Annotated in this window: 15 protein-coding genes; 11 read left to right on the forward strand and 4 right to left on the reverse strand. The window is 59.6% G+C overall.

Annotated features, from left to right (window positions below):
• Positions 1–84 precede the first annotated feature (84 nt).
• The 6 genes from AC1DX6_RS27870 to AC1DX6_RS27895 all read left to right on the forward strand — a co-directional run bounded on the left by AC1DX6_RS27870 (position 85) and on the right by AC1DX6_RS27895 (position 2555).
• Complete coding sequence (locus AC1DX6_RS27870; RefSeq protein WP_477248176.1) at positions 85–408, forward strand: ArsR/SmtB family transcription factor; 324 nt, start codon at positions 85–87, stop codon at positions 406–408.
• A complete protein-coding gene (locus tag AC1DX6_RS27875; protein WP_477319336.1) occupies positions 405–836 on the forward strand; it encodes an SRPBCC family protein in 432 nt (143 codons plus the stop codon). The genes AC1DX6_RS27870 and AC1DX6_RS27875 overlap by 4 nt, the downstream gene beginning before the upstream one ends.
• A gap of 74 nt (positions 837–910) precedes the next feature.
• Positions 911–1303, forward strand: a complete 393-nt coding sequence (locus AC1DX6_RS27880; protein ID WP_477319338.1) for a VOC family protein — start codon at positions 911–913, stop codon at positions 1301–1303.
• Positions 1304–1337: 34 nt separating this feature from the next.
• Positions 1338–1559 (forward strand): hypothetical protein, encoded by a 222-nt coding sequence (locus AC1DX6_RS27885; protein WP_477319339.1) that lies wholly within the window; start codon positions 1338–1340, stop codon positions 1557–1559.
• A 106-nt stretch (positions 1560–1665) separates the two neighbouring features.
• Positions 1666–2082, forward strand: coding sequence for a DUF1801 domain-containing protein (locus AC1DX6_RS27890; protein ID WP_477319340.1), 417 nt, complete (start codon positions 1666–1668; stop codon positions 2080–2082).
• Positions 2079–2555 carry a DUF1801 domain-containing protein gene (locus tag AC1DX6_RS27895; RefSeq protein WP_477319342.1) on the forward strand — a complete coding sequence of 159 codons (477 nt, stop codon included), beginning with the start codon at positions 2079–2081 and terminating at the stop codon, positions 2553–2555. Before AC1DX6_RS27890 ends, AC1DX6_RS27895 begins: the two co-directional genes overlap by 4 nt.
• 162 nt (positions 2556–2717) lie before the next feature.
• Here AC1DX6_RS27895 and AC1DX6_RS27900 read toward each other — a convergent pair whose 3' ends face one another.
• Entirely contained in the window at positions 2718–2885 is a 168-nt protein-coding gene (locus AC1DX6_RS27900) for a hypothetical protein (protein ID WP_477319343.1), read from the reverse strand.
• A 124-nt stretch (positions 2886–3009) separates the two neighbouring features.
• On the opposite strand from AC1DX6_RS27900, the gene AC1DX6_RS27905 reads away from it, so the two are divergent.
• The 3 genes from AC1DX6_RS27905 (at position 3010) to AC1DX6_RS27915 (ending at position 5806) form a co-directional block, all read left to right on the forward strand.
• The gene (locus AC1DX6_RS27905; RefSeq protein ID WP_477319345.1) at positions 3010–3180 is read left to right on the forward strand and encodes a hypothetical protein; all 171 of its coding nucleotides are present in this window, start codon (positions 3010–3012) and stop codon (positions 3178–3180) included.
• An 83-nt stretch (positions 3181–3263) separates the two neighbouring features.
• Positions 3264–5342: an ATP-dependent helicase gene (locus tag AC1DX6_RS27910; protein WP_477319346.1), complete on the forward strand. Its 2079-nt coding sequence runs from the start codon at positions 3264–3266 to the stop codon at positions 5340–5342.
• A gap of 161 nt (positions 5343–5503) precedes the next feature.
• Positions 5504–5806: a DUF982 domain-containing protein gene (locus AC1DX6_RS27915; RefSeq protein WP_477319348.1), complete on the forward strand. Its 303-nt coding sequence runs from the start codon at positions 5504–5506 to the stop codon at positions 5804–5806.
• A gap of 103 nt (positions 5807–5909) precedes the next feature.
• On the opposite strand, the gene AC1DX6_RS27920 is transcribed toward AC1DX6_RS27915, so the two are convergent.
• Positions 5910–6173 carry a DUF982 domain-containing protein gene (locus tag AC1DX6_RS27920; protein ID WP_477319350.1) on the reverse strand — a complete coding sequence of 88 codons (264 nt, stop codon included), beginning with the start codon at positions 6171–6173 and terminating at the stop codon, positions 5910–5912.
• 129 nt (positions 6174–6302) lie between these two features.
• On the opposite strand from AC1DX6_RS27920, the gene AC1DX6_RS27925 reads away from it, so the two are divergent.
• On the forward strand, positions 6303–6554 hold the full coding sequence (locus tag AC1DX6_RS27925) for a hypothetical protein (RefSeq protein ID WP_477319351.1): 252 nt from the start codon (positions 6303–6305) through the stop codon (positions 6552–6554).
• A gap of 608 nt (positions 6555–7162) precedes the next feature.
• Positions 7163–10210 (forward strand): rhamnosyltransferase WsaF family glycosyltransferase, encoded by a 3048-nt coding sequence (locus AC1DX6_RS27930; RefSeq protein WP_477319353.1) that lies wholly within the window; start codon positions 7163–7165, stop codon positions 10208–10210.
• Here the strand turns inward: AC1DX6_RS27930 and AC1DX6_RS27935 are convergent.
• Together AC1DX6_RS27935 and AC1DX6_RS27940 are read right to left on the reverse strand one after the other, a co-directional pair.
• On the reverse strand, positions 10207–11094 hold the full coding sequence (locus tag AC1DX6_RS27935; RefSeq protein WP_477319355.1) for a class I SAM-dependent methyltransferase: 888 nt from the start codon (positions 11092–11094) through the stop codon (positions 10207–10209). The two genes, AC1DX6_RS27930 and AC1DX6_RS27935, sit on opposite strands and share 4 nt — an antisense overlap.
• Positions 11075–12979: a class I SAM-dependent methyltransferase gene (locus AC1DX6_RS27940; RefSeq protein WP_477319357.1), complete on the reverse strand. Its 1905-nt coding sequence runs from the start codon at positions 12977–12979 to the stop codon at positions 11075–11077. Before AC1DX6_RS27940 ends, AC1DX6_RS27935 begins: the two co-directional genes overlap by 20 nt.
• Positions 12980–13054: the final 75 nt, after the last annotated feature.

The raw sequence follows: 13054 nt of genomic DNA on the forward strand, positions 1-13054 counted from the left end.
ATGTGCCGTTCCATGGTCTCACTTGACTCACATATATCTCGGCGGTTATACGTCAATCAATAGCCAGCGGGTTATCGATCTCACATGACGAACGCTCACGATATGCTCTTCAGAACATTGGCCGATCCGACGCGTCGGGGGATTTTCGAGCGCCTGTGCCGCCAAGGTGAACAGACAGTGGGGGCGCTGACAGCGCAGTCCGGGGTCTCACAACCGGCCGTTTCAAAGCATCTCGGCGTGCTTAGGCAGGCCGGGTTGGTGCGCGACCGCCATGAAGGACGACAGACCCACTATAGCGCGCAGCTCAACGCGCTTGCACCGCTGCTCGACTGGACAAGTGAGATGGCCGGGTTTTGGGAAAGCCGGTTCGACGACCTCGAAGATCTGCTGAAAAGGATGGACCAATGAGCAATACCGCGACGCAAAGGCGTTCGGTCATTGTCGAACGTGAAATCCCTTACCCGCCGGAAAAGATCTGGCGCGCGCTGACACAACCGCACCTGATCGCGGAGTGGCTGATGAAGAACGATTTTAGAGCTGTCGTGGGCCATAGTTTCAATCTGAGCGGAGACTGGGGCGGCGTGTTGGACTGCGAGGTCCTCGCCGTCGAGCCGAACAAGACGCTCTCCTACACCTGGAATTTTGCGCACGACGATGCCGCCTACAATCTAGAGAGCGTGGTGACCTTTACGCTCACGCCAACGAGCGCGGGGACTCACCTGCGCATGGAGCAGTCGGGCTTCCGGCCGGATCAGAAGCAGGCCTATGGCGGCGCCCATGCCGGGTGGCGGCAGTTCTTTGCAAATCTGGAACAGGTCCTGGCGCGGACAGATTGAAGTCTGCCGACGCAAATCAGAGCAGGCCCTGTCTCCAGAGCGGCACACCCAAACGCAACAACGGAGCAATTGCAATGAAGATCAAGTTGACCAGCGTGTACGTGGACAACCAGGAAAACGCCCTGCGCTTCTACACCGACGTGCTGGGCCTTACCAAAAAGGCCGATTTCAGCAACGGGCCCTATCGTTGGCTGACCGTGGCCTCACCCGACGAGCCTGATGGAACCGAGCTGCAACTCGCGCTCAACGACAACCCGGCGGCCAAGGCTTACCAGCAAGCCATATTCCAGCAGGGTCAGCCCGCGGTCATGTTCTTCACCGACGACGTCAACGACGACTACGAGCGCATCAAGGCGCGCGGTGCCGAGTTTGCCATGCCGCCGACCCAGGTGACCGGCTCGACCATCGCGCAGCTGAACGACAACTGCGGCAACCTCATCCAGATCACCCAGCTGGCGCGCTGGTAGGGCGGGCCTTGTTCGTTTTTCAAAGGAGGTTGCATTGAACTGGAACAATTGGATCCGGCAGAGTCACCGTTGGTTGTCCATCGCCTTTACGGCGACCGTCATCGCCAACTTCGTCGCCATGGGATTGGGGCAACCTCCCGCCTGGGTGGTCTACGCGCCGCTCTTGCCACTCTTCCTGCTGCTGTTCACGGGGCTCTATATGTTCGTGCTACCCTATGCCACCAGATGGCGTGGCGAACGGCGCGCCGGCGCTTGAGCGCAATGGCAAGCAAGACGCCCAGGAAGGCCGACGACGAGGCTGCGGTGATCGCGAAGACCGCCGCAGGCAAATCGCACCGAGAGACAAGAGTTCGAGGCATGCAATGAACCCATCACAACAAATCGATCAGCTGATCGCGGGGCTCTCAGACTGGCGTGGCAAAAAGCTCGCCAGCATCCGCAAGTGCATCCTCGAAGCCGACCCTGGTATCATCGAGGAATGGAAGTGGATGGGAAGCCCGGTGTGGTCTCGCGACGGAATGATCGCGGTCGGCAACGCCCACAAGGACAAGGTGAAGCTTACCTTTTCCCATGGCGCGAGCCTCGCGGATCCCGACAAGCTCTTCAACGCCGGTTTTGGCGGCAAGGTGTGGCGAGCCATCGATCTTTTCGAGGACGATGAGATCGATGAGCAGGCTCTGAAAAATCTCATCTGCGCCGCTATTGATTACAATCAGGCCAAATCGAAAAAGAAAGCACCTGCGGGCACGCGAGCGAAGGTACAGAAGCAGACGACATGAAGCGTGTTGGGGAAGCGGCCAAGACGAACAAGGCCGAGGCGCTGCCGAAGGCAGGCGCGAAGGCCGAGCCTATGAAGCTCCTCTCGGGCGGCAACCCTCAGATCGCGAAGGCGGACGGCGACGCCCCGGTGCAGGCCTACATCGCCGCAATGCCAGGCTGGAAACGGCATGTCGGGCACCGCCTCGACGCGCTCATCGTGCGTACCCTCCCCGGCGTGCGCAAGGCGGTCAAATGGAACTCGCCATTGTACGGCATGGAGGGCCAAGGCTGGTTCCTCGGCGTCCATTGCTTCACGCACTACGTCAAGGTGACCTTCTTCCGCGGCATGTCGCTGCGACCGATCCCGCCCGGCGCCAGCAAGGGCAAGGACACGCGTTACATCGACATCCGCGAAGGCGACGAGCTCGACGAGGCGCAGATGGCGAGCTGGGTAAAGCAGGCCGCCGCGTTGCCCGGCTTTCTCGCGCCTTGACCCTTCTGCGAGTGGTCAAACGGCCGTCCGCAATAGCACCATGACGCAAGGGAAAGACTCAGCTATCCTCCGCCGCGCGGCGGACCTGATATCCGCCTGGCCGGCGCTATCAGGCAACCTCCCAAGCGGCGCCGGCCTCCTTTCCCCACCCTGCCCCGATCGTCATTGCGCGGTTGGCGTAGCCGGTTCAGCGCCTGTTGCCGGCTTGAGCGTGGGAGCGACCTGACGATTCTGATCGCCACCAGTGGCCTTGGTTGGTGGAACATTGTTGTCGCAACCCGCGACAGCCAGCGCCGCCGCCAGGACGAGCAAGATCGGGAGCTTTTTCATCGCAACCTCCTCTCGTTGGACAACGACGCGGTGCCCGATTTGGTTGCGTGGACTCAATGTTGCAGGACAATCGCGGAACCTAAGGCCGCCTCCCCGGTTGGTCTAAACCAATGGAGGTGCAACCATGATCCGTCTGCTTATCGCCGGAACCATCGCCTATGTGGCCTATCGCGTCACGAAACAGCTGATCGACGACGTGCCGGGCAATGTCGATCCGCTGCTGATGCCATCGAAGGCCAATCGCGAGGCGCTGCGGCGACAGTCTGCGGCGATAGGTGTCGACCCTCTGCGTTAGCCCGCAGCGTCGTTCCTCGGCTGTCCCCGCTCTGCGGAATGCCGCCCCGTTGCGAACAAAGCGGAAACGATGCTTGATGGGCGATGACCATCGTCGCCCGTGATTCGACTTTCCAGCCGGCCTATCTCGCCAAGCTGAACGACCAGCAGCGGCTGGCCGTTGAGCATGGCGACGGCCAGATTGCCGGGCCGCTGCTGGTGATTGCGGGTGCAGGTTCCGGCAAGACCAACACGCTGGCGCACCGCGTCGCGCATCTGATCGTCAAAGGCGCCGACCCCAGGCGCATCCTGTTGATGACGTTTTCGCGCCGGGCCGCATCGGAAATGGCCAAACGCGTCCAGCGCATCGCCGGCGAGGTGCTGGGCCGCGATGCCTCCATCATCACCGATGCGCTGACATGGGCCGGCACCTTTCACGGCATCGGCGCCCGGTTGCTGCGCGATTACGCGCTGGAGATCGGCCTCGATCCGGCCTTCACCATCCACGACCGCGAGGATTCCGCCGACCTGATGAACCTAGCCCGGCACGAGCTGGGTTTTTCCAAGGCCGAAAGCCGCTTCCCGACCAAGGGCACCTGCCTGCAGATCTATTCGCGCGCCGTCAACGCGCAGGCGCCGCTCGGCGAGGTGCTCGAATCAGCGTTTCCCTGGTGCGCCGGCTGGGCCGACCAGCTCAAGGAATTGTTCGCGGCCTATGTCGAGGCAAAGCAGGCGCAGAATGTGCTCGATTACGACGACCTCCTGCTCTACTGGGCGCAGATGGCGGCCGAGCCGGAGATCGCGGCGCATCTCGGCTCCCGCTTCGACCATGTGCTGGTCGACGAATACCAGGACACCAACCGCCTGCAGGCCTCGATCCTGACGGCGCTGAAGCCGGATGGCGCCGGGCTGACCGTGGTGGGCGACGACGCGCAGTCGATCTATTCGTTCCGCGCCGCCGAAGTGCGCAACATCCTCGATTTCCCCAAACAGTTCGCCAGGCCGACCGAGATCGTCATGCTGGAGCGCAACTACCGCTCGACCGAGACGATCCTTGCCGCCGCCAATGGGGTGATCGGCGAAGCCTCCGAGCGCTTCACCAAGAACCTGTGGACCGAACGCCGGTCGTCGCAGAAGCCGCAACTGGTCAGCGTGCGCGACGAGGCCGAGCAAGCGAATTATGTCTGCCAGGCGATCCTGGGCGAGCGCGAGGCGGGCACGGCGCTGAAGGCGCAGGCGGTGCTGTTTCGCACCTCGCACCACAGCGGGCCGCTGGAGGTCGAGCTGACGCGCCGCAACATCCCCTTCGTCAAGTTCGGCGGGCTGAAATTCCTCGACGCCGCCCATGTCAAGGACATGCTGGCGATGCTGCGCTTTGCCGAGAACCCGCGCGACCGCGTCGCCGGCTTCCGCGTGCTGCAATTGATGCCGGGCATCGGCCCGTCCGCCGCCTCGCAGATCGTCGAGGCGATGGCGACGTCGCTCGACGAGGCGATGGGCCTTGCCCGCTACCGGCCGCCGCAGCGCGCCGCTGAAGCCTGGCCGGGCTTCCTCGACCTCTACAGCGGGCTGCGCGGCGGCGCCAAGTGGCCGGCCGACCTCGAACGGATCAGGCTCTGGTACGAGCCGCATCTGGAGCGCATCCACGAGGACGCGACCACACGCAGGGCGGACCTTTTGCAGCTCGAGCAGATTGCGTCGGGCTATCCGTCGCGCGAGCGTTTTTTGACCGAGCTGACGCTCGACCCGCCGGACGCCACCAGCGACCAGGCCGGCCCGCCGCATCGCGACGAAGACTATCTGATCCTGTCGACCATCCATTCGGCCAAGGGTCAGGAGTGGAAGAACGTCTTCGTGCTCAACACCGTCGACGGCTGCATCCCGGCCGATCTCGGCGTCGGCACCAAGGAGGATATCGAGGAGGAGCGCCGGCTGCTCTATGTGGCGATGACGCGGGCCAAGGACGGCCTGCACCTGGTGCTGCCGCAGCGCTTCTACCCGCACCAGCAGCAGGCGCGCGGCGACCGCCACATCTATGCCGCGCGGACCCGCTTCATCCCGGCCTCGCTGCTTGCCGTCTTCGAGCAGACATCGTGGGCCAGTGTGCAGGCGAAGGACGATCCGCGCCGGCGGCCGGAGGTCAAGGTCGATCTCGGTGCCCGCATGCGCGGCATGTGGAAATAGTCTTGTTGGCGCCGACCGACGAATGTCGTTTTACGTGAATGTCGCCGACGAAAAATCTCGATATTTTTGGAACCTCAGGCCACCATCTGCGTTTCCCGGCGTCCGACCCTGATCGGAGAGCGGCGACCGCCGTCACCTCCGCCCAACTCGAGAGGCCAGAAATGCACGACAGGATGTTCTTCACCCCGGTTGCCGTGACCGTTGGCGCCGGCCACAAGCGCATGCTCGCCTCGCTCTCCGAAATGCATGAGTTTCTGACCGAGTTTCCGCCGTCGCGCCGGCGCCTGAGCTATGGCGCGGCCGTAAAGGCCTGCGAGGCGGCAAGTGCCGGCGAGATCTCGACCGAAGCCGCGCGGGATGCCCTGATCACCTTTGCCGTCACGGCGGGTGTGCTGTGGCCTGCCGCCGCGCCGATCGTCTCGGTCAAGCCGGTCGCTCGGGGCCATGGTGGCTACGCCGCCTGACATCAGGACGCAAACCACTGAGCCATTTTGAACGGCCCGCGTTGGTGCGGGCCGTTTTTCAACAACCGGAGGAACAGCGAGCCAGGCCAATCTCGCTACAGCGCTAGACGACCCTGTCGCGCTCGACCAGGATGTCGGCCTCGATTGCCGCATTGATGAATGCCGCGCGGGCGTAGCGCGCCTCCTTCAACCCTTCCAGCGTGGCGAGGCAGGCCTTTCGGGCGGCAATGTGAAAGCGGCCTGTCTTGGCCGGCCAGCGATTGAGCAGGATGTCGGCCGCCTGGGCGACGCGCTCGACGGTAAAGATGATGTTCCCCGATCGGCCGAGCGCGACGCGAACCGGCTCGTCGAAATGTTGATCCCGCATGGCGCCATCTCACCAGAAGCTGAAGCCGAACGCGACTCAATTCGCGATACTATGATAGGGATCTGTTGACATCGTCACACCGTGCCGCAGCCTCGTGCGTCGGCACTCAACAGACCCTGGGTTCCCAACATGTCTGATGGCCAAAAGAACCCGAAGCTGATCGTCGTCGTCGCCTTTGACCGCGGCGAGGACGGCGAGCTGTTCGCGGCCTTCGGGCCGGTCGACCAGCAGAGCGAGGACCGCGCCGTCCGAACGGCCAAGGGGCTCGCCGCAAAGCATGTCGGTGTGATTGCCTGGAGCCGCGATGCCGACCCGGCGCTTGGTGACTACGGACCACCGACCGTGCTTTTCGCCAGCGGCGACGTACCCGACATGGAATAGACTTGGAGCGACGGGTTTTCCGGGAGACCGCAGACTTTCCAAAATCGAGTTAGCGAGACAGATCGCTCCGACTGGCGGGCTGGTGCAAGCGAGACCTCGCCGCCGCGCCGGTGACTGCTCCTCGTCCAGAGGCAAAAGCCGCTCCAGCGGAATGAGCGCGACAATCAGTATCGCCTTGAGGACGATAAAATCGGACACCGTGGTCTCGCTGTCTGGCCGACGAATGGCTCGTGGCCGATTAACGGCGAAGGGATGAGCGGATTGTTGATGGCGGAGAGAGATGCGTCCGGAAAACGATATTTACGGCATATCATTTGTAATTTCGTACAAATGCCAAAATTACTCATAGAGACGACAGTCGTCATAGAAATCATAAAACCCGATTTTTTTGCAATTACGATGCGAAACCCGTCATACTTTCCGATTGAGCAACATAAGTCATATATTCTACCAGAAGTAGAATATACTAGTTGTAGATAATCGAAGAAAGCATATTGCGATATGAATCTTTGGGGGGTAACCTTCCCCCATAAGCATGGATGATGACGAAGGATTCTGTATAGCCTTCACGCCCTAAACGTGACATGAAAACGAATAATGAAATATAGATGGGTGGAGCCTTGGTAAATACACGAGGTATACTGACCGCTCGAACAGATCATCCGTCGAATAAAGCCAATCTTGGCTCTCTGCTCACGACAGCTGGACGTCTCGGTATTCAGCAGTTTTTTGATTTTTTTGCTTTTCGAAAAGTGCCCGTCATCGACCAGGCCAATTCACCGCCTCCCAAAGCACTGCCTTCCGGAACACGCTCCCCTGCAGATCCAACAGAACCCAGGCTTCTGTGCGGAATTGACGTTCCTTCCGGTCGTTCGATTCACGTCGGCAAGGGGCTCGCGCTGTACCTGCAGGGCTGGGCTTTTTGTCCCGGCAATCCGATCAGACGACTCTACGTCCTGGACGGAACCAGGCAGCATGAAATCCGAAACCATTCCTGGGCCCGACCGGACGTTTTGCAATATTTCTATCCAGCGCAGGACCCGAGTGGCGGTAGCCTGTTTTCCGAGTTCATCACGATATTGCCGATCGATGAGATTACAGCGCCGGAGACCCGCGAATTGCGACTTCGTGCCGAGCTGAAATCGGGAAAGATCATCGAGCAAGCTCTTGGCGTCTTCGAGTTCCAGCCGGAGAGCAACCGACGCCCGCTGGCGGTAGAATGGCCGGCGAACGGTCCCAAGGTTGCCATCTGCATGGCAGCGTACAATCCGCCTTTGCAACTTCTGAAGCAGCAGATCGGATCGATACGCGCGCAGGATCATGAGAACTGGATCTGCATTATTACAGATGATAGTTCTATAGCCGCCTGTCGCGACGATATTCTTGATATGATCGAAAACGACAGCCGGTTTATCTATGTGCGGAACAAGGCACGCAAGGGCTTCTACAGTAACTTCGAAGAATGCCTTTCTCTAGTACCCGCCGATGCGGAGTTCGTTGCGCTGGCGGATCAGGATGATCATTGGCACCCCGACAAACTCACGAAGCTCCTTCAAACTTTGCCGGCGAATAAGAAACTCGTGTTTAGCGACTGCCGCATCGTTACAGACAATGTGGTTGTCTCCGAAACATATTGGAACCACCGCAAAAATGAATACGCGGATTTCCTCTCGCTGTTCCTGGCCAATTCTGTGACCGGTGCCGCGAGCCTGTTTCGCAGCGACATTCTCGACCGGATCCTGCCGTTTCCGCAACGGCTGATGGATGCCTACCATGATCAATGGATTGCACTTACGGCCGAGGCTGCGGGCGGAATTTCCTATGTCGACGAACCTTTGTACGACTATCATCAGCATGGAGCGAACGTTGTGGGGCAAGTGGTCAAACGCTACCCCGGCGTTTCCCATTCAATAGGGGCCATCCTCAAAGGCGCAGGAAACAAGCACGCCTTGCTTGATGCCGGTCGCACCTTGCTGCAGCAAGCACGCGTGGACTTCTCGGGGGCGCTGGAAAAGGCCGTATTCGCAGAGACACTTCGGCTGCGAAATCCTGGAATGCCGGGAAGCCTGAAGAAGACGACCAACCAAATCCTACGTCTGACGACCAGTGTGATCGAACCGATTCGCCTGAAATTTTCGGGCATGTTGCGGCGGCATTCGACATTGAACGTCGAGGGACTGTTGATGAATGCCGCCTTCGGCGCCAGAGCAAGGAATCTCGCCTATCGATTGAAGAAAGCCCGATACCTGCAGCATGCCCGCAGGGTCGCTACAGGATCTGCAACCGCGCCGAATGTCGCGATCCCCGGCGGAATACCGCGCGTTGAGGATATGGAGGCAAACTGGATTTTTCACAACATCCAGCCGCTGACGCTGCGGGTGTCGAGCCGCGAGCCAAAGCGCGTCAACATCCTCCTGGCCACGATAGATTTCAAATACATCTTCGGCGGTTATATCGGCATGTTCAGTCTGGCGCTTCGGCTCCGTCGGGAAGGTTTTCTCGTCCGGATCGTGACGCTGGAATATACGGAACTGGACCTGGCGCTCGCTCGCGAGCGCATCAAAGGCTACCCTTGCATCGAGCACTTGTTTGACGAGATTGAAATCGAGCATCGGCACGACCGCAAGGAGGAATTGTCCGTCAATCCCGACGATCGCTTCATCGCTACCAATGGCTGGGGCGCGCATATCGCGCACCATGCCAGCCGCCAATTGGGACAGGACCGTTTCATGTTCATGGTCCAGGAATACGAACCCTATTTCCTGCCCATGAACACGATCGCCGCGCTGTTCCGGCAGTCCTACGGCTTCCCGCAGTTCCAGCTTTTCTCGACGCCCTTGCTGCGCGACTTTTTCAAGCTGAACAAGATCGGCATATTCTCGCAGCCTGACGCGGAAAAACACCATGCTGTGTTCCGCAACGCGATCCAGAAATTCACGCCCTCGCTGAACGACATGCGCCATCACGAGCGGCGCATTCTTTTCTATGCTCGTCCGGAAGCGCATGCATCGCGCAACCTGTTCGAACTCGGCTTGAAAGCGCTCGCAGAACTGGCCACTTCCCCGGATTTCGACGCCAGCAAGTGGAAATTCTACGGCATGGGCTCGATCGGCGGCGCCAGCAAGATCAGGCTGGCTCGCGATGTGGTCATGGAGATGATGCCCAAGACCGATCTGCAAACCTATACCGAACGGTTGCCGCACCATGATGTCGGCCTCTCGCTCATGATGACGCCGCATCCCAGTCTGGTGCCGCTTGAAATGGCGTCGGCGGGAATGTGGACCGTGACCAACACGTTCGAGAACAAGACGGCGAAGAGCCTGCGGAATATATCGACCAACCTCATCGCCGTGGAGCCGACGCTGGAAGGCGTGATCGCCGGGCTCAAGGACGCCATCTCGCGTGTCGATCAATACGACCGGCGACTGCAAGGCTCGCACCTCGATTGGCCGACCAACTGGGACGACGCTTTCTCCGGGGCAACCATGAAGAAGATCGTCGACTTCCTGTCCGATCGGCCAGCCCTTTCGGTTGCTGCCCACTCGCCGCGGAACAAGGTGCATACGCCCCGGAACCGGGCGCATGGCGCTCAGGCTGCCGGCAGGCCTGTCTCAGCCAGCCGCCAAAGCCTTACGCCAAAGGGACAAACAAGTTAGGGAACCCGGATGATCCATTCATCCTGCAAGCCCCACCATCCGGCCGGCTTGAACGAAACGACGCGCGCCTTCGTGGCGTTGTAGATCGCCTTGAGCACATAGGGCGGTAACACGATGGTGGAGCCGTAGATCGACGAATCGAGATCCTTCTGATCCGATCCATCCAGATAGCCGTATTGCTGACCATCCTTGATGACTTCGGCAAGCTGGGGAACGACGGTTGCTGCATGCGCCCCGTGCGTGGAGAACATCAGATAGCCGCCCGGTTTGAGCGCGTCGCATACTGAGGACAACCAGCGCTGGAACAAGCCATCCGGCAGATGGGACCACAGCGAAATCGCGAAGATGAAATCGTACTTTTCGCCTGGCTGCCAATTTTCGGGGATACTGGCGGAGGGAATCGCCGGGACCCCCAACACATCCGCACAGAAAGACACCGCTTCGGGGTGGATGTCGCATGCGACGAAATTCAAGTCCTTCAAATGGCGCGTCACGCGTCCATAGCCGCTTGCGAACTCCAGCACCCTCGCGTCCTTGGCCAAGCCCAGTGATGCCATGAGTTCGCGCACCTGTTGCGCGTTGGCAGCTCCGTTCTCGAAATAGTGCTTCAGCGCCTCGAATATCTTCATCTCCTCGCCCGCCGACAACCGGGCGACCAGATGGCCGAAAATGTGGTCATACTCATGAAGTTCGGGACTAACCGAATATCTGTCTGCCCATACTTTGGCGAGGGCCCGCAGGAAATCGCTCGTTTCAAACGCCTGTGACGACCGGACCGGCTCGCTGTTGCGGCTCGGTTCATTCACTGGCTCCATCGTTGAGTCCTCCCCCTTGCCTTTGAACCACCGCGATGCGGCGAAAGCGTCAAGCAGGTTTTTGTACAACGTACTGGTCCTGATACTTCCACCACACGCCGGCCTTGTAGGATATCAGCCGTGCTCCCGGAAGCCTGCCGACCTGAACGCCGACATAGTGCGGATGAACCGTCGCATTGCCGTAGTCCTGCGTGTCCAGGTCTTTCTGTTCCGACATGGGGTCGAAGGCCATGCCATCGGGCCCTGGCGTTGGTATTTTTGGGTTGATGGCACGAGCGGATTCGCCGATCGTCGTAAAGATCAGATAACCGCCTGGCGCCACGAGCGCATAGAGTGCCGACAGCCATCTGCCAAAAGTGCGATCCGGCAGATGGGAAAAAAGCGATATGACGGCGACGACATTGAATTGACCCGGAATCTTAAGCTGGTCGGGGTCTTTTGACGACACATAGGTCGGGCATCCGCAATGTTTACTCACGAACTCCACCGCTTCTGGGTGGATATCGCTTACCGTCAGGTCGCATAATTTCTGCAGGTGACGGGTGAGCCGCCCATAGCCGGCGGCAAATTCGAGAACCCTCAGATTGTCCATGTCGACGCCGAGGCCTTCGATCGTCGTCATCAATTGTTCCGCGTCGGCCAGCCCACCCTTGAAATAGAATTTCAAACCGCCCTCGGCGTTCATCTTCAGGAAGTGCGCCAACATATGATCTTCGGAGTGAAGCGCCGGACTTACCCGATAGATCGCGGCATATCGTTTTGCCGCAGCCTCCATCTCCTCAACGGCAACGGTTCCCACGGCGCTCTCCCTTGTATTCTCTTTGACCGGGGCTTGTTGGACTTGCGCCTGGTTGTTTTGTGCCGCGGCTCTCGGCAGGCGACCCTCACGCCGCCCAGAACGCAGATAGTGCAGGAGCGGATTCACACCTGCGCTCGCAACATCGGGGTTGTTTCTGAGGTAATATTCTGAATCGAAAAACGGCATGGTACCGTGCTCCTCCCTATCGCCATGGGCAAAATGTTCGACAGCAAATGTCAGAGCTTCATCCAACGACAAGTTTTCAGTTGCGACCCTGTCTCGCTGCTGGCTCAGATGTTCGGTCCTCGCCACGAGCTCGACCCTTTCGCCTCTCAAGGCTTGAACTTCCTTTGCGAACTGGTCGTTCTCCGCTCCGGTCGCTGCTATCTGGTCGAAGATTTTCCAGTAGACATCATAGCTTGCGCTGACCAGAAATGAGGCCTCCAGCGCTGGCAGGCTGGCCTCGTTCGCGGCGGCAACACCGATGTAGTACATGGTATCAGGGATTTCGCCTGCGGTCCTCTCAACACTGCTTCCGTCGCGAAAAACGCTGGCTATCCCGCCCGCGTCACCCTGACAGGACAGGATCGACGATGCCACGGTCAACCGCTGACCAAACAGCCGAAGTGCAGGAAATTGCTCTCTCAACAAATTCTCGAACTGCTGGCCGGTCAGTTCGCTGATATGAAATTCGTTAACGTGACCCTGTCGGTGTGAATAGACCTCAGTGTTGGGCGAGGATATGATAAGAAACCCGGCAGGTCTGAGAACGCGACGAATTTCGGCCATCATGCCGGCTTGATTGGCCAGATGCTCAATGGTCTCAAAGGAAACGACCACATCAGCGCAGTGATCGGCCAATGGCAGGTTGACTGCGTCGGCACATAGGAAAGAAAGGTTCTGAACCTGATATCGTGACTCGGCATGCCTGACAGCGCTGTCTGAAATGTCGATGCCAATCACCCGTCGGGCAGCCGCAGCGAGCATGGCCGAACCAAAGCCCTCCCCGCAAGCAAGGTCGATTACATCAAGTCCGTCAACCAGGCCACGCGCCCACGCATAGCGATGCATATGCTCCTGGCGAATTTCGTCCAGCAGCTCCGGATGATAACGCTCGCCGGTGTAGTTCAGCGCAGATTTCCTGGTATTCTTCATGGTCCTCACCAAACGCCACCGATGAATTGCGCCAGCAGAAGCGTCTCGTCAGATTGCGCCACCTTCGCATCATAT

This window comes from Mesorhizobium sp. P2_C4 (assembly GCF_056404575.1).

Coding starts and splice junctions, on each gene's coding strand:
- AC1DX6_RS27900 (WP_477319343.1), bottom strand. CDS start 2,885: ATGAAAAAGCTCCCGATCTTGCTCGTCCTGGCGGCGGCGCTGGCTGTC.
- AC1DX6_RS27875 (WP_477319336.1), top strand. CDS start 405: ATGAGCAATACCGCGACGCAAAGGCGTTCGGTCATTGTCGAACGTGAA.
- AC1DX6_RS27920 (WP_477319350.1), bottom strand. CDS start 6,173: ATGCGGGATCAACATTTCGACGAGCCGGTTCGCGTCGCGCTCGGCCGA.
- AC1DX6_RS27925 (WP_477319351.1), top strand. CDS start 6,303: ATGTCTGATGGCCAAAAGAACCCGAAGCTGATCGTCGTCGTCGCCTTT.
- AC1DX6_RS27905 (WP_477319345.1), top strand. CDS start 3,010: ATGATCCGTCTGCTTATCGCCGGAACCATCGCCTATGTGGCCTATCGC.
- AC1DX6_RS27930 (WP_477319353.1), top strand. CDS start 7,163: ATGGGTGGAGCCTTGGTAAATACACGAGGTATACTGACCGCTCGAACA.
- AC1DX6_RS27915 (WP_477319348.1), top strand. CDS start 5,504: ATGCACGACAGGATGTTCTTCACCCCGGTTGCCGTGACCGTTGGCGCC.
- AC1DX6_RS27880 (WP_477319338.1), top strand. CDS start 911: ATGAAGATCAAGTTGACCAGCGTGTACGTGGACAACCAGGAAAACGCC.
- AC1DX6_RS27910 (WP_477319346.1), top strand. CDS start 3,264: ATGACCATCGTCGCCCGTGATTCGACTTTCCAGCCGGCCTATCTCGCC.
- AC1DX6_RS27890 (WP_477319340.1), top strand. CDS start 1,666: ATGAACCCATCACAACAAATCGATCAGCTGATCGCGGGGCTCTCAGAC.
- AC1DX6_RS27940 (WP_477319357.1), bottom strand. CDS start 12,979: ATGAAGAATACCAGGAAATCTGCGCTGAACTACACCGGCGAGCGTTAT.
- AC1DX6_RS27870 (WP_477248176.1), top strand. CDS start 85: ATGACGAACGCTCACGATATGCTCTTCAGAACATTGGCCGATCCGACG.
- AC1DX6_RS27895 (WP_477319342.1), top strand. CDS start 2,079: ATGAAGCGTGTTGGGGAAGCGGCCAAGACGAACAAGGCCGAGGCGCTG.